This window comes from Streptacidiphilus sp. EB129, assembly GCF_041262645.1.
In the GTDB taxonomy this organism is placed as follows: domain Bacteria; phylum Actinomycetota; class Actinomycetes; order Streptomycetales; family Streptomycetaceae; genus Streptacidiphilus.
In genome coordinates, this window is record NZ_JBGCCS010000032.1 from 1 (window position 1) to 17,811 (window position 17,811).

Below are 17,811 nucleotides of genomic sequence, written 5' to 3' on the forward strand. Positions count from 1 at the left end.
CCGCCCGGGGCTTGTCCGCCATCCCACCCCCCCCCGGGAGCCCGCGCGTGCCCCGGGGGGCCCCCCCCCCCGGGGGGGGGCCCCGCCCCCCCCGGGGGGCGCCCCCCCCCCCCCCCCCCCCCCCGCCACCCCTCCTGCGGAGAACTGTCCGCCGTCACCGGAGACCTGTATCACCGGCTGCTTCCCCGGAAGCCCCGACAGGCGGGTCACCTGGTCTGAGCTGGGGTTTTTCACTCGTGTGGGTGATGGTTCGGGCTTGGTTGGGGAGTGGAGGGGGTGACATAATTGTTCTATGGACGCCTCGTTGTTCGGGGGCGAGTGTGGTGACGGCGATGCGTCCATGGGTGGGGTGGTCTCCCCGTCGGTGGTCACGTTCGGGTCGCAGGCTCGGTCTCCCCATACGCTCACACCACCGGCCGGGTCTGCGGCCGGGCCCGGGGATTCGTCGGCTGACTGGTCGTCGGGCTGGTTGGGCCTGCCGCGTGACGCGGACGGTGCCCGGCACATTGTGGGTACGCCGTGGTCCTCGCGGCAGGCGCGGTTCGCTGATCCGTTGCGGACCCTGCCCTCGGCCGTGCACGCGCTGCTGGCCGGGCTGGCGGGGCAGGACGAGCGGCAGTTGCAGGATGCCGGGGCGCGGGAGTTGGCGGAGCAGGTGCTGGCGTTGCAGCGGCTGGGGGAGATGCTGGCAGCGGAGCAGTCGCGTCGCCTGGCGGTGTTCGACCGCACGGGTGGGGCGGGTGTGGTGCGGTGCCGGTCGACCAAGGGGTTCCTGCGTACCCATGGGCAGTTGGCCGAGGGGCGGGCCGGGCGGATGGTGACGTTGGCGCGGGAGCTGGACCGGCTGCCCGGGGTGCGTGCGGCGCAGGCGCGTGGGGAGCTGTCGTGTGATCAGGTGGAGATCCTGGCCCGTGAGCTGGCCCCGATCCAGGATGACACGGCGCGTGGGCAGGCTGAGACGTTGATGGTGGAGCAGGCCCCGAAGCTGCACCTGGCGCATGTGCGTCAGGCCGCGAAGCAGATCCACGCCCACCTGGTCACCGACGCTCAGCCTGCCCAGACGGAGGCGCCGGCGGCGTTCCAGTCCTGGGTGAAGCTGTCGCCCACCGGGACCTCGGACGATCCGTTCTGGGTGCTGTCCGGGGAGCTGTCGCCGCTGGCCGGTGAGCGGCTGCGGATCGCGCTGGAGGCCGCCACCGCCGCCCCGGCCGACGGCGACCCGCGCAGCCACGCCCAGCGCATGGGCGACGCCCTGGCCACCGTCGCGGACCTGGCCCTGCGGTCGGACACCCTGCCCACCACCGGCGGCCAGCGCCCCCAGCTGACCCTGATCGCCGACCTCGACACCCTCGCACCCAACTGCCCCACCCACCCCACCCTCACCCCAAACGAGAACACCCACGCAGACACGGACACGGGTGAGGCCCGGCCCGGGAACCTGCTGGCGGGACTGCTGCGCCCGGTGGCCTCGGCGGCCACCACCCGTGGCTACCCGCTGGCGTCGGGGCAGCTGCGCAAGGAGGCGTGTGACTGCCGGCTGCGGGTGATCCTGACCCGGGGTCAGGACCGGCCGGTGTCCATCGGCCGCGCCACCCGGACCGTGCCCGCGCACCTGCGCGATGCGGTCGTCGCCCGCGACCGGCACTGCGTGTGGCCCGGCTGCACCCGGCCCCCGACCTGGTGCGAGGCCCACCACCTGGTCCACTGGGCCGACGGCGGCGACACCAGCCTGGACAACCTCGCCCTGCTCTGCGGCGAACACCACACCGACCTGCACCAGACCGGCTGGGAACTCCAGATGCGCAACGGCACCCCCCATGCCGTCCCTCCACCCGACATGTCCCCACCCCCCAACACCCGCCACCCCCACTGAACGCGCCCGTCGACGTCGCGGCATGGCACCGTAGTTGGACGGGGATCTGTTGTGTTCGACAACGAGGGCGTCACGGGCGTTTCGAGGGTCGGGGTCGGCATCCCGGACGACCGGACGGACAATGTCCGGTCGCCCGGGGGCGGGGCTCAGCGGGTGGGGTCGAGGATGAGCTTGCCGGTGGTGCGGCGGGCGCGGAGGTCCTCGTGGGCGCGGGTGGCCTCGGACATCGGGTAGGCCTCGCCGACCTGCGGGCGCAGCTCGCCGTTCGCGGTGAGCCGGAACAGCTCGGCCATCGGCTCGGCGTGCAGGGCCGGCTTGCCCACGCAGTGCATCAGCCAGAAGCCGACGACGGCACTGGAGTGCGCCATCAGGTTGGCGGCGGTGACCGGCTTGGGCTCCGTACGCGACGCCATGCCGTAGGTGACCAGCCGTCCGAACGGGGCCAGCGCGGCGAGTGAGGCGTCGAAGACCGGGCCGCCGGTCATCTCCAGCACGACGTCGACGGGCTTGCCGCCGTTCGCCGCGATCAGCCGGTCCCTGAGGCCTTCCGCCTCGGCCTCCACCGCGACGTCGGCGCCCAGCTCCAGGGCCAGGTCGCGCTTCTCCTTGGTGGAGGCGGTGGCGATCACCCGCCCCGCGCCGAAGTGCTTGGCGAGCTGGACCGCCAGTGAGCCGGTGCCACCGGCGGCCGCGTGGACGACCACTGTCTCCCCGGGGGCGATCCGCGCGGACGTGCGGAGCAGGTGCCAGGCCGTGAGGCCCTGCACGACGAGTGCCAGCGCCGCGCCGTCGGACACCCCGTCCGGGACGTCCAGCGCCATGTTCTCCCAGGCCACGGCCCGCTCGGCGTAGCCGCCGGTGGCGGTGAGCGCGACCACCCGGCGCCCGTCCGGGGTCCGGCCGACGACCTCGCCGCCCGGGACCATCGGCAGCGAGCTCCGGGAGAGGTAGGAGTCCTCGACGGAGTGGGTGTCCGCGTAGTTGACCCCGGCGGCGGCCACCTCGATCAGCAGCTGCCCCGGCTGGGGGGCCGGTTCGGGGACCTCCGCCAGGTGCAGCACCTCGGGTCCGCCGAACTCCGTGATCTGGATCGCCCGCATGCCAGCTCCTTACCTGTGAGTAGTACCTGCTGCAGTCAACATACCCGCTGGTATGTCGATGCGGCAGCGGCGGGTCGAAAGCCAAGTGATCAAACAAATATCGGCTGTGTTTCGCTCATTCTGCAACGGATATTGACTTGGGGCCTGCTCCGGAGTTGAGTGCTGCCGCCCCGGAGAGGATGGAGAACCCCCATGCACATCGGTACCCCCACCAGAATCGGACGGCTGGTAGCCGGCTTAGCGGCCGGCGCGGCCCTGGTCACCACGGCCCTGCTGTCCGCACCCCCGGTACAGGCGGAGAGCAACGGTGTCGGGCTCACGCCCGCACTGGGCTGGAGCAGTTGGAGTTTCGTCCGGCACGACCCCACCGCCGCGAAGATCGACGCCCAGGCGGACGCCATGAAGAGCAGCGGGCTGGCGGCCGCCGGCTTCACGTATGTCAACGTCGACGACTTCTGGTACCAGTGCCCGGGCAGTCAGGGGCCCAGCGTGGACCAGTACGGCCGTTGGGTCACCGATATCACCAAGTTCCCCAACTCGGGTTCCATCGACGGCATCCAGGCGGTGGCGGCGCATGTCCACGCGGACGGGCTGAAGTTCGGCCTGTACGTCACCCCGGGCATCTCGGCCCAGGCCGTCGCCCAGAACACCGCGATCCAGGGCACCGGTTACCACGCCAAGGACATCGCCACCACGGCCGGGGAGAAGAACTACAACTGCAAGGGCATGGTCGGCATCGACTACAGCAAGCCCGGTGCTCAGGCCTTCGTCAACTCCTGGGCGAACGAGTTCGCCGCCTGGGGGGTCGACTACGTCAAGATCGACGGGGTCGGCGCCAGCGATGTCGGCGACGTCCAGGCCTGGTCGCAGGCGTTGCAGCAGACCGGGCGGCCGATCCATCTGGAGCTCTCCAACAGCCTGGCCATCGGCAGTGCCGCGACCTGGAAGCAGTACTCCAACGGCTGGCGGACCGGCGGCGACATCGAGTGCTACAGCTGCGATTCGGGCGGCAGCAGCTATCCGCTGACCCACTGGGCGAGCGTGCAGTCCCGCTTCGCCCAGGTCGCGAGCTGGCAGCCCTACGGCGGTCCGGGCGCCTTCAACGACTACGACTCGCTGGAGGTCGGCAACGGCGGCAACGACGGGCTCACCGCCGCCGAGCGGCAGTCGCAGATGAGCCTGTGGGCGATGGCCGCCTCCCCGCTGATCCTCGGCACCGACCTGACGAATCTGGACGCCACCGACCTCGGCTACCTGAAGAACTCCCGGGTGCTCGCGGTCGACCAGGACGCCGTCGACGCCTCACGTATCGTCAGCAACGGTAACCAGCAGGCCTACAGCAAGACCGAGGCCAACGGCGACGTCATCATCGGCCTGTTCAACTACAGCGACACCTCCAGCACCACGGTCAGCGTTCCGCTGTCCAGCGCCGGCATCGGTGGCAGTGCCACCGCCACCGACGTCTGGTCGGGCGGTTCGCTGGGCACCATCAGCGGCACCTACAGCGTGACCCTGGCCCCGGGGGCGGTCCAGCTCATCCGGGCGACGCCGACCTCGGGCGGCGGCAGCGTACGGGTCGAGGCGGAGGCGGCCGGCAACACCATCGCGGGCGCGGCCCGGATCGCCAGCTGCGGTGCCTGCTCGGGCGGCGCCAAGGTCGGCTACATCGGCAACGGCGCGGCCAACTACGTGACCGTGAACGGCATCAACGAGGCGTCGGCAGGCAGCCGCACCCTCACCATCACCTATCTGCTCTCCGGCAGCCGCAGCTTCTCGGTGAGCGTCAACGGCGGCGCGGACGTCCGGGTGAACCTGACCGGAACCAGCTTCTCCACCCCGGCCAGCACCACGATCCCCATCACCGTGCAGGCGGGCGTCAATACCATCAAGTTCCACAACGACACCGCCTACGCGCCCGACCTGGACGTGATCACCGTCAGCTGACCCCCTCCGCCCCCGCCCCGCCGTGTTGTCTGGCGGTTGATGTTGCCGGTGGGGTACCGTCAGTTACGGAGAAGGCCCCCGCCCCGGACTGTGAATCCGAGACGGGAGCCCAACCGCAGGCGGTAGTCGATCAACGGCCCCTACCGGTTATAGGGGCCGCTGATCACCGCCGGAACCACCTCCTCGCCTTCGCTAGCGCGAGGCAAACGGAGAAGGCCCCCGCCCCGGACTGTGAATCCGAGACGGGAGCCCAACCGCAAAGCGGTAGTCGATCAACGGCCCCTAGTGCTCGTAGGGGCCGCTGATCACCGCCGGAACCACCTCCTCGCCCTGGCCAGCGCGATGCGCAGCCGGGTCCGGATTGACGGTGCTTCCTTGCGGTGACGCCCCATTGGACGCCCCCTTTCCCTCGGGTGCGGCCTTGAGCGGTGGCTGCGTCCGTAGGAAGCCCAGGCGTCGGGCTCCCTGGCGGAGAGTCCGACGGTTCCCTTGGGAAGGGGGCGCACCAGTGGTGCGCCGTGTGAGCACTGTATCACTCTGCGTTAGGCCGATTGAGCCGTCGCGGCATCGTCTTTGACCCTGCGTCACCCGCGTCCGGGCACGCCGCTGCCCCGGACCCTCGCCGTGGGTCCGGGGCAGCGGTCCTCCGCACCCGGGGGTGCGGAGGAGTCCGGGCGGCACACCGTCCAGTGGCGCCCGGAGTTCAGGGGGACTACGTCAGGGACTACGAACGCGAGGCGAGTTCCTTGGCGGCGTCGGCCGCGGCCTTCGCGATGCGGTCCTCGTTCACCGTGGTGAGGTAGCCGTTCTCGACCACCGGGCGGCCGTTGACCAGCAGCAGCGACAGCGGCGGAAGCGCGCCGAGGGTCAGCGCCGCGACCGGGTCGGCGATGGACGAGTGCATGATGCCGTCGATCTTCCACAGCGCCAGGTCGGCGAGCTTGCCGACCTCGATGGAGCCGATCTCGTTCTGCCGGCCGAGCACCCGGGCGCCGCCCATGGTGCCCAGGCGCAGCGACCCGCGCGCGGTCAGCGCGTCCGGGCGGCCGTGCAGGCGGTTGATCAGCAGCGCGTTGCGCAGCTCGGTGCCGAGCTCACCGGACTCGTTGGAGGCGGTGCCGTCGACGCCGAGGCCCACCGGGACGCCGGCCTTGAGCATGTCCGGGACCCGGGCGATGCCGGCCGCGAGGCGGGCGTTGGAGGACGGGCAGTGCGCGACACCGGTGCCGGTCTCGGCGAACTTGGCGATGTCGGAGTCGTTCATGTGGACGCAGTGCGCCATCCACACGTCCTCGCCGAGCCAGCCGGTCGACTCGAAGTAGTCGGTCGGGCCCATGCCGAACAGCTCCTTGCAGAACTGCTCCTCCTCGGCCGTCTCCGAGCCGTGGGTGTGCAGCCGTACGCCCTTGCGGCGGGCCAGCAGCGCGGCCTCGCGCATCAGCTCGGTGGAGACCGAGAACGGCGAGCAGGGCGCGATGGCGATCTGCAGCATGGAGCCGAAGGTGGCGTCGTGGTAGCGGTCCACGGCGGCCTCGGAGGCGATCAGGATGTCCTCGGTGTTCTCGACCGCGTGGTCCGGCGGCAGGCCGCCGTCCTTCTTGCTGCGGTCCATCGAGCCGCGCAGCGCGGTGAAGCGCAGGCCCAGCTCCTCGACGGCCTCGATCTCGGCGCCGAGGATGTCGCCGCCGTCCTTCGGGAACACGTAGTGGTGGTCGCTGGCGGTGGTACAGCCGGACTTCAGCAGCGCGGCGGCCGAGCCCTGCGCCGCGGCGTGGATCAGCTTGTCGTCGATCCGGGCCCAGGTCGGGTAGAGCGCCACCAGCCAGTCGAACAGGATGTTGTCCTGCGCCAGCCCGCGGGTGATCCACTGGTAGAAGTGGTGGTGGGTGTTGACCAGGCCGGGGGTGACCAGATGGCCCTCGGCGTTGATCCGGCGGGTGACACCCTGGAGCCACTGCGGGGCGGGGCCCTCGCCGACCGACTCGATCACGTTGCCGGCGATGACCACATGGCCGCGGCTGTACTCGTTGTCCGCGCCGTCGACGGTGGCGATGGCGGCGTTCTCGATGACGATTCTCTCGTCAGCGGGCGGGGGAAGGGTGGTCATGCGCTCGACTCCTCGGCGGCGACTGGTGGGCGCAGCGGCGGCCTGCCGCCGCACCCTCTGGTACCGCCGTCGGATGGTGCTGCCCAGGGCGGGACGGCGGGAGAATCCCTGGGGGGTGTCTGTTCGAGGCCAGACGGCTTCGGGGTCGGACCTGTCGGGTCAGGCCACCGGGATGACCGGGGTGACGCCCTCGCGGTGCACGGTACCTTCGATCAAACCATAGGGACGGTCCGCTGCGAAGTAGACCTCGTTGTTGTTCTTGAGACCGAAGGGCTCCAGGTCGACCAGGAAGTGGTGCTTGTTGGGGAGCTCCAGGCGGACCTCGTCCACCTCGGCGCGGTTGTTCAGCACCCGGGTGCCCATCGCGTGCAGGGTCTGCTGCAGCGAGTAGGAGTAGGTCTCGGCGAACGCCTCCAGCAGGTGCCGGCGTACGTGGGTGTACGAGCGCTCCCAGTTGGGCTGGGTCTCCTCGCCGCTCCAGGAGTGCTTCCAGCGGGCGGTGACCTGGGTGGCCAGGATCCGGTCGTACGCCTCCTTGAGGGTGGTGTACTTGTCCTTGATGTAGCCCCAGAACTCCGAGTTGGTGGAGTTCATCACGGTGAGCTCCTTCAGGCCGGTGATGACCTGGAAGCTGGTGCCGTCGTAGACGATCTCGGCGGTACGGATCTCGCCGCCGTTGCGGACGAAGGAGTGCCCGACCTCCTCGGACCCTATGAAGCGTGCGGAGTTGTCCGGGGTCCGGATGCGGTCCCAGGTGTACTCCTCGATCCGGATCCGGGCCCGGTGGATCGGCTCGTTGTTGTCGACGAAGTGCCGGGCGAGGTGGATGCCGAAGGCCTCCGCCGACTCGATGCCGTACTCCTTGGCGAACGCGTACACCGTGTTCTTGGTGGTGTCGGTCGGCAGGCAGTGGGCGTTGGAGCCGGTCAGGTGGACGTCGTCGAGGTCGCCGGAGAGCGCGACCGAGACGTTGAGGTCCTTGATCTCGTGACGCGTGGTGTCACGGTAGATGCGGACGACGCGGGTCTCCGCCTTGCCGTACTGGTTCTGTCCAAGCACGTGAGCCATGAGAGATCTAGCTTCCTCGGTAGACGGAGTAGCCGAACGGGTTCAGCAGCAGGGGTACGTGGTAGTGGGCCTGGGCCGGGTCCACGTCGAAGACGATGGAGACCTCGGGGAAGAACGGGCCCTCGGTGGTGAAGGTCAGGCGCAGCACCGTTCCCTCGGCCAGGGCCGGGACCGGAAGGTCCTTGCAGCGGCCGTCGGCGTCGGTGCCGGAAGCGCCGAGGACGGACCAGCCGCCGTCGGCGCCGCGCTGCGCCAGCTCGACCGGGATCCCTTCGGCGGGGCGCCCGGTGCTGGTGTTCAGCACGTGGGTGGAGATGGAGGTCATGGTTACCCGTCAGCTCTAGGTGGTCGGACGCTGTACGTGGTCAGACGCTGTAGGTGGTCAGACGTCGTGCAGAAGCCGGTCGAGGCGGATGTCGTTGATCTTCCGCAGCTCGCCGCGGACGATCTCGCGCTCGGTCGCCGCATCGTTGTCGAAGCGCTCGCGCAACGCGGCCAGCATGGTCTCCGCGGTGCGGCCGGTGGCGCAGATCAGGAAGACGTGGCCGAACTTCGCCTCGTAGCCGGCGTTGGCGGCGTGCAGCTCGTCCAGCAGGGCGGCGGCCGCGCCGTCGATGCCGGCCTGCTCGCGCTGCGAGGTGGCGTCGTCGGTCTTGGGCTTGCCGATGCGCGCGTGGCCGGACATGGCGTCGTGCAGGTCGGTCCCGTCCAGAGCGGCCATCGCGGTGGCGTTGGCGGCGTGCAGGGCCTCGGCGTCCGCCCAGGGGCGGGCGGCACGGACCAGCGTCGCCCAGGTCGGGCTGCTGCAGATCTCGATCAGCTGGGCGTCGAGTGCGGCGTCTGCGGCGCCGTTCAGCCGGGCAAGGCGGGAAAGCGGGGAGGTGGCGGACTCGGCCACGGGTGACCTCCTCAGAAGGGCGTCACCAAAAGTTAAGTCCCGCTCCCCGCTTCGTCAACAGTTTGTTGAACAAACCTGCGGATCGGGTCCCCGCCGTACGTCCCCGAGGGGGCGCTCAGGCGTCCTTGCCGCCCGCCTGCTGGCGGTTGAGGTAGTTGTACACGGTGAAGCGGCTGACCCCGAGGGCCGCCGCGACGGTCTCCACGCCGTGCCGGATGGTGAACGCGCCGCGTTCCTCCAGCTGGGCGACGACCCGCTGCTTGCTGGCGCGGTCCAGGACGGCCAGGTCGGCGCCGCCGAACTGCCGGCGCACCTCGCCCAGCAGCCGGTCCAGCGCGCTCTCCAGGCCGGGCAGCCGTACGGCCACGGCCGGCTGCTGATCCCACTCCAGCACCACGTCGTCGGGCCGGGCCTCGCCCGGGGCGACCGCGGTGGCGCCCACGGCGTCCAGCAGCGGCTTGATGGCCTCGGCCAGCGGATGGTCCAGGGCGCTCATCCGGACTGCTCCTCTCGGTCCGCTATCGGGGTGCCGTCCGCGTCCAGGGTGCTGACCTGGACCGAGATCCGGGTCGCGCCGCTGGCGAGGCTGTCCCTGAGCAGCCGGGTGACCGCGGCCAGGGCGTCGTCGGCCTCGCCCTCGGCGCTGGTGCCGAAGGGGCCGACGTCGACCGTCAGCCCTGCCTCGTCCACCGCGCGCCGGGCGGCCTTCGCATGGTCGGGGAAGCCGTCGAGTGCGAACGGCTCTGTCGTGAACTCCACCTTCAATCGCACGGGCGCAGCGTATCCGACGGTGCGAAGCGGGGGTTCCCGGCGCCTGGAGAGCGAGATTCGGGCAGCTTCAACATTTTGTTGCCGTTGGCCTTGACAGTCCGGTGAGGCCTCATGCGATAGTTCCATCAAGCAGAATCTTGCTTCCGCATTGTGGAATTGGATGGGTGACTTCATGACCGCCGCCGCACCGAACTGGCTCGACCAGCGCTGGACCGTCAACCTCTCGACGCTCTTCACCGAGCTGCCGCTGGTGGAGCGCCCCGCGGCGGCGGCAGCGGCCGGCTTCGACGCCGCCGAGATCTGGTGGACCCTCGACGGGCCCACCCCGCCGCAGAGCGAGCTCGACGCCCTGCGCCGCGCGTTCACCGACGCCGGCGTCCAGCTCACCGGCCTCAACTTCGACGCCGGCAACATGGCCGCCGGCTCCAAGGGCCTGCTGTCCCGCCCGGAGGACTCCCAGCAGTTCCGCGACAACATCGCGGTGGCCGTCGGTCTCGCCGACTCCCTGGGCTGCAAGGCGCTCAACGCGCTCTACGGCAACCGGGTCGAGGGCCTGGACCTCGCGGTGCAGGACGCACTGGCGCTGGAGAACCTCGCGCTGGCCGCCCACGCTACGCACGCCATCGGCGGAATCCTCTTGGTGGAAGCTCTGAACGCTCCCGAGGCCCCGCAGTACGGACTGCTGTCCAGCAAGGACGCGGTGTCCGTGGTGGACGCCGTGAACGAGGCCACCGGCCTGGGCAACACCTACTTCTTGTGCGATCTGTACCACCTGGCCCGGAACGGCGAGGATCTGCCCCAGGTCATCGACACCTACGCGGACCGCATCGGCCACGTGCAGATCGCGGACTCGCCGCAGCGGAACCAGCCCGGCACGGGCGAGCTCGACTTCGCCGCGCTGCTCGGCCGCCTCGACGCGGTGGGATACGGCGGCTACATCGGCCTGGAGTACAAGCCGGCAGCCGGCGTGGCCTCGGTGGACACCCTCGGGTGGCTTCCGCGGGGCCTGCGCGGCAGCGCCCGCAGCTAGTCACTCGGCGTCCAGGAGCGCCTGCGGGCAGGTGCGTGGTTTCGCGCGCAGTTCCCCGCGCCCCCAGGTAGTAACCGGTTCCCCTCTGAACTTGACTGACCCTCATTAGGAGCACGACATGTCCCGCAGCATCGCGTTCATCGGCCTCGGCATCATGGGCAGCCCCATGGCAGCCAACCTGGTCAAGGCCGGCCACACCGTCACCGGCTTCAACCTCCAGCAGGACGCGATCGACAAGCTCGTCGCGGCCGGTGGCAAGGGTGCCTCCAGCATCGCCGAGGCAGTCGCCGACGCCGATGTCGTGATCACCATGGTCCCCGCCGACCCGCAGGTCGAGCAGGTCATCCTGGGTGAGGGTGGCGTCCTGGAGAATGCCAGGGCCGGCGCGCTCGTCATCGACATGAGCAGCATCACCCCGCAGACCTCGATCAAGGTCGCCGCCGCCGCCAAGGAGAAGGGCATCCGCACCCTGGACGCCCCCGTCTCCGGTGGCGAGGCCGGCGCCGTGGAGGCCGTGCTCTCCATCATGGTCGGCGGCGAGGCGGCGGACTTCGCCGAGGCCAAGCCGCTGTTCGACGTGCTGGGCACCACGGTCATCCACGTCGGCCCGGCCGGCGCCGGCCAGACCGTCAAGGCCGCCAACCAGCTGATCGTGGCCGTCAACATCCAGGTCGTGGCCGAGGCCGTGGTGTTCCTGGAGAACGCTGGCGTCGACCTGCAGGCCGCGCTGGACGTCCTCGCGGGCGGCCTGGCCGGCTCCACCGTGCTGAACCGCAAGAAGGCCAACATGGTCAACCGCGAGTTCGCCCCGGGCTTCCGGATCGACCTGCACCACAAGGACATGGGCATCGTCACCTCCGCCGCCCGCGCGGTCGAGGCCCCGCTGCCGCTCGGTTCGCTGGTGGCCCAGCTGGTCGCCTCGGCCCGTGCCAACGGCGACGGTTCGCTGGACCACTCGGCCCTGCTGCGCGGCGTCGAGCGCCTCGCCGGCCGCACCGTCAACTGACCTCACCCGACAGCAGCAGGAGACCTCAATGGCTCGTATGACAGCCGCTCAGGCCGCGGTGGAGATCCTCAAGCGTGAGGGCGTCACCCACCTCTTCGGTCTGCCCGGTGCGGCGATCAACCCGTTCTACTCCGCGATGCGGACCAACGGCGGGCTGACCCACATCCTGGCCCGCCACGTCGAGGGCGCGTCGCACATGGCGGAGGGTTACACCCGCGCCAAGGCCGGCAACATCGGTGTCTGCATCGGCACCAGCGGCCCGGCCGGCACCGACATGATCACCGGCCTCTACTCGGCCGCCGCGGACTCGATCCCGATCCTGTGCATCACCGGCCAGGCGCCGGTGGCCAAGCTGCACAAGGAGGACTTCCAGGCCGTCGACATCTCCTCCATCGCCAAGCCGCTGACCAAGGCGGCGACCACGGTCCTGGAGGCCGCGCAGGTCCCCGGCGTGTTCCAGCAGGCCTTCCACCTGATGCGTTCGGGCCGTCCCGGCCCGGTGCTGATCGACCTGCCGATCGACGTCCAGCTGACCGAGATCGAGTTCGACATCGACCTGTACGAGCCGCTGCCGGTCTACAAGCCGTCGGCGACCCGGGCGCAGATCGAGAAGGCGCTGGACCTGCTCCAGGCCGCCGAGAAGCCGCTGATCATCTCCGGTGGCGGCGTCATCAACGCCGACGCCTCCGAGCTGCTGGTCGAGTTCGCCGAGCTGACCGGCGTCCCGGTGGTCCCGACCCTGATGGGCTGGGGCTCGATCCCGGACGACCACGCGCTGACGGCCGGCATGGTCGGCCTGCAGACCTCGCACCGCTACGGCAACGCGACGCTGCTGGAGTCGGACTTCGTGCTCGGCATCGGCAACCGCTGGGCCAACCGCCACACCGGCGCCCTGGACCAGTACACCGAGGGCCGCACCTTCGTCCACGTCGACATCGAGCCGACCCAGATCGGCCGGGTCTTCGCGCCGGACCTGGGCATCGCCTCGGACGCCAGGGCCGCCCTGGAGCTGTTCGTCGAGGTCGCGCGGGAGCGCAAGGCCGCCGGCGCGCTCAAGGACCGCTCCGCGTGGGCCGAGAGCTGCCAGGAGCGCAAGGGCCGGCTGCTGCGCAAGACCGACTTCGACAACATCCCGGTCAAGCCGCAGCGGGTCTACCAGGAGATGAACAAGGCCTTCGGCCGTGATACCCGCTACGTCACGACCATCGGCCTGTCGCAGATCCAGGCCGCGCAGATGCTGCACGTCTACGGGCCGCGGCACTGGATCAACGCCGGCCAGGCCGGTCCGCTGGGCTGGACCCTGCCGGCCGCGCTGGGCGTCGCCACCGCCGACCCCGAGGGCACGGTCGTCGCGCTCTCCGGCGACTACGACTTCCAGTTCATGATCGAAGAGCTGGCCGTCGGCGCGCAGTTCAACATCCCCTACATCCACGTCCTGGTGAACAACGCCTACCTGGGTCTGATCCGTCAGGCGCAGCGCGCGTTCGACATGGACTACCACGTCCAGCTGTCCTTCGAGAACATCAACGCTCCCGAGGTCAACGGCTACGGCGTGGACCACGTCAAGGTCGCCGAGGGCCTGGGCTGCAAGGCCATCCGGGTCTTCGACCCGAACGAGCTGGGCGCCGCCTTCGAGCAGGCCAAGAAGCTGGCCGCGGAGTTCCGGGTGCCGGTGGTCGTCGAGGTCATCCTGGAGCGCGTCACCAACGTCTCCATGGGCGGCGCCGGGCTGGACTCGGTCAACGAGTTCGAGCCGGTCGCCGAGCAGGCCTCGGACGCGCCGACGGCGCTGCTGAACACGCTCTCCTGAGCCGGGGGTCCTGTTCACCCTTCTGACGGGACCCCCCCACCTACCTCTCCCCGTGGCCGGAGATCCTTCCGGTCGTGCCCCCGGTCACGGGGAGGGAACCAGAGCTTCCTCCCGGCGGCGTGACCTGTCCCAGAATGGGATCCATCCGGTCGTGCCCGCGCCGCCGGGAGGAACTGTTCCAACCATCGATCGTGAGGACGCCCATGACGCCGCAGCGGATGACGACCGGACATGTGGTCATCGCCCCCGACAAGTTCAAGGGCAGTCTCACCGCCGCCGAGGCCGCCGAGCGGATCGCCGCCGGCATCCGCCGCGCCGCGCCCGGTACCGAGGTCCGGCTGCTGCCGGTCGCGGACGGAGGGGAGGGCACGGTGCTGGCGGCGCTCGCGGCCGGTTACCGGCGCGAGGAGGTCACCGTGAGCGGCCCCACCGGCGAGCCGGTGCAGGCGGCCCTCGCGGTGCTGGACCGCACCGCGGTCATCGAGGCGGCCCAGGCCAGCGGCCTGCAGCTGCTGCCGGGCGGCGTCCCGGCGCCGCTCGCGGCCGGCAGCTACGGCACCGGCCAGCTGATCGCCCGCGCCCTGGAGCTCGGCTGCACCCGGATCGTGCTCGGTCTCGGCGGCGTGGCCTGCACCGACGGCGGCGCCGGCATGGTCCAGGCCCTCGGCGTGACACTGCGCGACGCCGCCGGCGCCGAGCTGCCGCCCGGTGGTGCCGCCCTGAGCCGACTGCACTCCCTCGACCCGGGGCCGCTCGCGGACACCCTGGCCGGGGTCGAGGTGGTGATCGCCAGCGACGTGGACAACCCGCTGCTGGGCGAGCGCGGCGCGCCCGCGGTCTACGGACCGCAGAAGGGCGCGACGCCCGCCGACGTGGCCGAGCTGGACCGGGCGCTGGGCGTCTGGGCCGACGCCGTCGCCGCGCTGACCGGCACCGACCTGCGCGAGACGCCCGGCGCCGGCGCGGCCGGCGGACTGGGCTTCGGCGCGCTGGCCATGCTGGGCGCCAAGCTTCGGCCCGGGATCGAGCTGCTGCTCGATCTCCTGAGTTTCGACCAGGCGGTGCGGGGAGCCCGTCTGGTCGTTACCGGCGAGGGATGCCTCGACGTGCAGACACTGCACGGCAAGGCCCCCGCCGGGGTCGCTGCGGCCGCTACGGGGGCGGGGGTTCCCGTGGCGGCCGTGGCCGGCCGCATCGACCTGGACGAGCCCGCCTGGCGCGAGGCCGGCTTCGCCGCCGCCTACGCCCTCGGCGACCTGCTGCCGCAGGACGGCGCCCCGGGCGACAGCATCACCCGCGCGGCGGAACTCGCCGAGCTCGCGGGGGAGCGGCTCGCCGCGGAGTTCTTGTAACCGGGCCGCTTGCCACTGGCCGCGGACCGCAGCACTGCCGTCTGAACACAGGCCTACGATCCGACGATCAGAACATTGACGTTTTGTTGAAGGCGGTCGTAGGCTCGCCCTACCTGAAACCACCTGGCTGTTCCGGTCGCACGGCACCCACCTGCGGCTTTCCCAGCCGCAACGCGCCGTGCCTGCACTACTCGCCACCTTGACGGGGAGGCCGCAGCCGCCCCGCCGATCCAGCCCGGAGGTTTTGTTGTCCGCCTCGCCGTACACCGTGTTCCGCTCCCGCCGTGCCGTGCTCCCCGAGGGTGAGCGCCCCGCGGACGTGGTGGTCCGCGACGGCCGGATCGCCGAGGTACTCGACTACGGCACGGCCCCCGCGGGTGGCGAGCTGTTCGATCTCGGCGAGCTCGCGCTGCTGCCCGGTCTGGTCGACACCCATGTGCATGTGAACGAGCCCGGCCGGACCGAGTGGGAGGGCTTCGCCACCGCCACCCGGGCGGCCGCGGCCGGCGGGGTCACCACGGTGGTCGACATGCCGCTCAACTCGATCCCGCCGACCACCACCCTGGAAGGGCTGGAGGCCAAGCGGAAGGCGGCCGAGGGCCGGACCTTCGTGGACGTCGGCCTCTGGGGCGGTGCGATCCCCGGCAACACCGCCGACCTCGAACCGCTGCACGCGGCCGGGGTGTTCGGCTTCAAGAGCTTCCTCGCCCCCTCCGGGGTGGACGAGTTCCCGCACCTGACCGGCGCGCAGCTGGAGCAGGCGCTGACCGAGCAGGCCCGGATCGGCGCCCTGGCGATCATCCACGCCGAGGACCCGGCGGTCCTGGACGCCGCGCCGCACACGCCCGGCCCCCGCTACGCCGACTTCCTCGCCTCGCGTCCGGACGACTCCGAGACCACCGCCGTCAGCACGCTGCTGGAGCTGGCCCGGCGCACCGGCGCCCGGGTGCACATCCTGCACGTGTCCTCCGCCGCCGTGCTGCCGCTGCTGCGGGCGGCGCGCGCCGAGGGTGTCCAGGTCACCGCCGAGACCTGCCCGCACTACCTCACCCTGGCCGCCGAGCAGGTCCCCGACGGGGACACCGCTTTCAAGTGCTGTCCGCCGATCCGGGACGACGCCAACCGCGACCTGCTCTGGCAGGCGCTGGCGGACGGCGAGTTCGCGGCCGTGGTCTCGGACCACTCGCCGTCCACCCCGGACCTCAAGCACCTCGCCCGCTACGGCGGCGACGGCGACTTCGCCGCCGCCTGGGGCGGTATCGCCTCGCTGCAGCTGGGCCTGGCCGCGATCTGGACCGAGGCCCGCAGCCGCGGCTTCGCCCTCAGCGACGTGGTGCGCTGGATGAGCTCGGGCCCGGCGGCCCTGGTCGGGCTGGCCACGAAGGGCGCCATCGCCCCCGGCCTGGACGCCGACCTGGTCGCCTTCGACCCCGACGCGGACTTCGCCGTCGACCCCGACGGCCTGCACCACCGCAACCCCGTCACCCCGTACGCAGGCCGCACGCTGACCGGCGCCGTCCGCACCACCTGGCTCCGCGGCCGGGCGCTGGAACTGGGCGCGGACGCCCGTCCCATCGGCCGCATCATCGCCCGAGGAGAAGCATGACCGACAGTCAGAGTCCCGCCGCCTTCACCGAACTGGTCAACCTCGCGGCGCGCAGCCTGGGCGCCGGTGTGGTCGACAGCAACGACGAGACCTTCGCCGAGAAGGAGAACCTGCTCGTCGCGGCGGCGGCCGAGTTCCGTCCGCACACCTTCGGCCACAAGGGCCAGATCATGGACGGCTGGGAGAGCCGCCGCCGCCGCGGCGTCTCCGCCGAGGAGCCGCACCCGACCGACGAGGACCACGACTGGGCCGTGATCCGGCTCGGCGCGGCCGGGGTGATCCGCGGCGTGATCGTCGACACCGCCCACTTCACCGGCAACTACCCGGAGGCCGGCTCGGTCCAGGCCGCCTCCGTGCCCGGTCTGCCCTCGCCGGCCGAGCTGGCGCGGGCCGAGTGGGTCGAGATCGTGCCGCGCACCGCGCTCAGGGGCGACACCGTGCACGAGTTCCCGGTGGAGGTGGAGCAGCGCTTCACCCACGTCCGGCTGAACATCTTCCCGGACGGCGGCGTGGCCCGGCTGCGGGTGCACGGCGAGGTCGTCGCCGACCCGCGCGACCTGGCCGGACTCACCTTCGACCTGGCCGCGCAGGAGCACGGCGGGGTCGCCACCGGTGCCTCGGACCGTTACTTCTCCTCCCCGCACAACCTCAACTCCCTGGGCCGCGCCGCGGTCATGGGCGAGGGCTGGGAGACCCGGCGGCGGCGCAACAAGGACAACGACTGGGTCGAGCTCGACCTGGCCGGCACCGGCGAGGTGCTGGCGATCGAGATCGACACCACCCACTTCGTCGCCAACTGCCCCGGCTGGGCCTCGGTCTCCGGCCGTGACGAGTCCGGCGAGTGGTTCGACCTGCTGCCGCGCACCCGGCTGCAGCCCGACACCCGGCACCGGGTCCGGGTCGAGCCGCAGCGCCCGGTGACCGCGGCCCGCCTCAACGTCTACCCGGACGGTGGTGTGGCCCGGCTGCGGCTCACCGGGCGGCTCACCGAGGCCGGCCAGGCCGCGCTGGCGCTGCGCTGGCTGAACCTGGTCCCGGCGGCCGAAGCCGTGCAGGCGCTCACCGAGGCCGGGCTCACCGCGGCCGAGGCGGCGGCCGTCACCGCCGCCCGCCCCCTCGCCGACACCGCCTCGGTGCGGTCGGCGGAGGCCGCGCTGCAGCCCGCCGACACCCCCGACGGTGCGGAGACCTCCCGCCGCCGGGCCGCGATCTGGCGGCTGCTGGGCGTCTGACGACGGCCCGCCCA

General features: G+C 71.4%; 15 protein-coding genes. 8 read left to right on the forward strand and 7 right to left on the reverse strand.

Features of this window, described 5'->3' with window-relative positions; translation table 11 throughout:
- Positions 1-553: 553 nt before the first annotated feature.
- Positions 554-1,873, forward strand: coding sequence for a DUF222 domain-containing protein (locus ABH925_RS29405; protein WP_370152749.1), 1,320 nt, complete (start codon positions 554-556; stop codon positions 1,871-1,873).
- Positions 1,874-2,019: 146 nt separating this feature from the next.
- On the opposite strand, the gene ABH925_RS29410 is transcribed toward ABH925_RS29405, so the two are convergent.
- A complete protein-coding gene (locus ABH925_RS29410; RefSeq protein WP_370152750.1) occupies positions 2,020-2,973 on the reverse strand; it encodes a zinc-binding alcohol dehydrogenase family protein in 954 nt (317 codons plus the stop codon).
- Between the two features lie 192 nt (positions 2,974-3,165).
- Here ABH925_RS29410 and ABH925_RS29415 point away from each other — a divergent pair, with 192 nt between their 5' ends.
- Positions 3,166-4,917 (forward strand): alpha-galactosidase, encoded by a 1,752-nt coding sequence (locus tag ABH925_RS29415; protein ID WP_370152751.1) that lies wholly within the window; start codon positions 3,166-3,168, stop codon positions 4,915-4,917.
- 724 nt (positions 4,918-5,641) lie between these two features.
- Here ABH925_RS29415 and ABH925_RS29420 read toward each other — a convergent pair.
- From ABH925_RS29420 to ABH925_RS29445, 6 genes are all read right to left on the reverse strand, one after another.
- Complete coding sequence (locus ABH925_RS29420) at positions 5,642-7,024, reverse strand: 8-oxoguanine deaminase (protein WP_370152753.1); 1,383 nt, start codon at positions 7,022-7,024, stop codon at positions 5,642-5,644.
- A gap of 159 nt (positions 7,025-7,183) precedes the next feature.
- Positions 7,184-8,092 (reverse strand): factor-independent urate hydroxylase, encoded by a 909-nt coding sequence (gene pucL / locus ABH925_RS29425; protein ID WP_370152755.1) that lies wholly within the window; start codon positions 8,090-8,092, stop codon positions 7,184-7,186.
- A gap of 7 nt (positions 8,093-8,099) precedes the next feature.
- Complete coding sequence (gene uraH, locus ABH925_RS29430) at positions 8,100-8,417, reverse strand: hydroxyisourate hydrolase (RefSeq protein ID WP_370152757.1); 318 nt, start codon at positions 8,415-8,417, stop codon at positions 8,100-8,102.
- Positions 8,418-8,474: 57 nt separating this feature from the next.
- Positions 8,475-8,990 carry a 2-oxo-4-hydroxy-4-carboxy-5-ureidoimidazoline decarboxylase gene (gene uraD, locus ABH925_RS29435; protein ID WP_370152760.1) on the reverse strand — a complete coding sequence of 172 codons (516 nt, stop codon included), beginning with the start codon at positions 8,988-8,990 and terminating at the stop codon, positions 8,475-8,477.
- Between the two features lie 115 nt (positions 8,991-9,105).
- The gene (locus ABH925_RS29440) at positions 9,106-9,486 is read right to left on the reverse strand and encodes a helix-turn-helix domain-containing protein (protein ID WP_370152761.1); all 381 of its coding nucleotides are present in this window, start codon (positions 9,484-9,486) and stop codon (positions 9,106-9,108) included.
- Positions 9,483-9,761 (reverse strand): thiamine-binding protein, encoded by a 279-nt coding sequence (locus ABH925_RS29445; RefSeq protein WP_370152763.1) that lies wholly within the window; start codon positions 9,759-9,761, stop codon positions 9,483-9,485. Before ABH925_RS29445 ends, ABH925_RS29440 begins: the two co-directional genes overlap by 4 nt.
- 160 nt (positions 9,762-9,921) lie before the next feature.
- On the opposite strand from ABH925_RS29445, the gene ABH925_RS29450 reads away from it, so the two are divergent.
- The 6 genes from ABH925_RS29450 to alc all read left to right on the forward strand — a co-directional run bounded on the left by ABH925_RS29450 (position 9,922) and on the right by alc (position 17,797).
- Complete coding sequence (locus ABH925_RS29450) at positions 9,922-10,791, forward strand: TIM barrel protein (protein ID WP_370152765.1); 870 nt, start codon at positions 9,922-9,924, stop codon at positions 10,789-10,791.
- 118 nt (positions 10,792-10,909) lie between these two features.
- Positions 10,910-11,797 (forward strand): 2-hydroxy-3-oxopropionate reductase, encoded by an 888-nt coding sequence (locus ABH925_RS29455; RefSeq protein ID WP_370152767.1) that lies wholly within the window; start codon positions 10,910-10,912, stop codon positions 11,795-11,797.
- Between the two features lie 28 nt (positions 11,798-11,825).
- Positions 11,826-13,607, forward strand: a complete 1,782-nt coding sequence (gene gcl, locus ABH925_RS29460) for a glyoxylate carboligase (protein ID WP_370152769.1) — start codon at positions 11,826-11,828, stop codon at positions 13,605-13,607.
- Between the two features lie 218 nt (positions 13,608-13,825).
- Positions 13,826-14,959 carry a glycerate kinase gene (locus ABH925_RS29465; protein WP_370152771.1) on the forward strand — a complete coding sequence of 378 codons (1,134 nt, stop codon included), beginning with the start codon at positions 13,826-13,828 and terminating at the stop codon, positions 14,957-14,959.
- A gap of 247 nt (positions 14,960-15,206) precedes the next feature.
- Complete coding sequence (allB, locus tag ABH925_RS29470) at positions 15,207-16,565, forward strand: allantoinase AllB (RefSeq protein WP_370152773.1); 1,359 nt, start codon at positions 15,207-15,209, stop codon at positions 16,563-16,565.
- A complete protein-coding gene (gene alc / locus ABH925_RS29475; RefSeq protein WP_370152775.1) occupies positions 16,562-17,797 on the forward strand; it encodes an allantoicase in 1,236 nt (411 codons plus the stop codon). Before allB ends, alc begins: the two co-directional genes overlap by 4 nt.
- Positions 17,798-17,811: the final 14 nt, after the last annotated feature.

Coding starts and splice junctions, on each gene's coding strand:
- ABH925_RS29410 (WP_370152750.1), bottom strand. CDS start 2,973: ATGCGGGCGATCCAGATCACGGAGTTCGGCGGACCCGAGGTGCTGCAC.
- ABH925_RS29415 (WP_370152751.1), top strand. CDS start 3,166: ATGCACATCGGTACCCCCACCAGAATCGGACGGCTGGTAGCCGGCTTA.
- ABH925_RS29420 (WP_370152753.1), bottom strand. CDS start 7,024: ATGACCACCCTTCCCCCGCCCGCTGACGAGAGAATCGTCATCGAGAAC.
- pucL (WP_370152755.1), bottom strand. CDS start 8,092: ATGGCTCACGTGCTTGGACAGAACCAGTACGGCAAGGCGGAGACCCGC.
- uraH (WP_370152757.1), bottom strand. CDS start 8,417: ATGACCTCCATCTCCACCCACGTGCTGAACACCAGCACCGGGCGCCCC.
- ABH925_RS29440 (WP_370152761.1), bottom strand. CDS start 9,486: ATGAGCGCCCTGGACCATCCGCTGGCCGAGGCCATCAAGCCGCTGCTG.
- ABH925_RS29450 (WP_370152765.1), top strand. CDS start 9,922: ATGGGTGACTTCATGACCGCCGCCGCACCGAACTGGCTCGACCAGCGC.
- ABH925_RS29455 (WP_370152767.1), top strand. CDS start 10,910: ATGTCCCGCAGCATCGCGTTCATCGGCCTCGGCATCATGGGCAGCCCC.
- gcl (WP_370152769.1), top strand. CDS start 11,826: ATGGCTCGTATGACAGCCGCTCAGGCCGCGGTGGAGATCCTCAAGCGT.
- ABH925_RS29465 (WP_370152771.1), top strand. CDS start 13,826: ATGACGACCGGACATGTGGTCATCGCCCCCGACAAGTTCAAGGGCAGT.
- alc (WP_370152775.1), top strand. CDS start 16,562: ATGACCGACAGTCAGAGTCCCGCCGCCTTCACCGAACTGGTCAACCTC.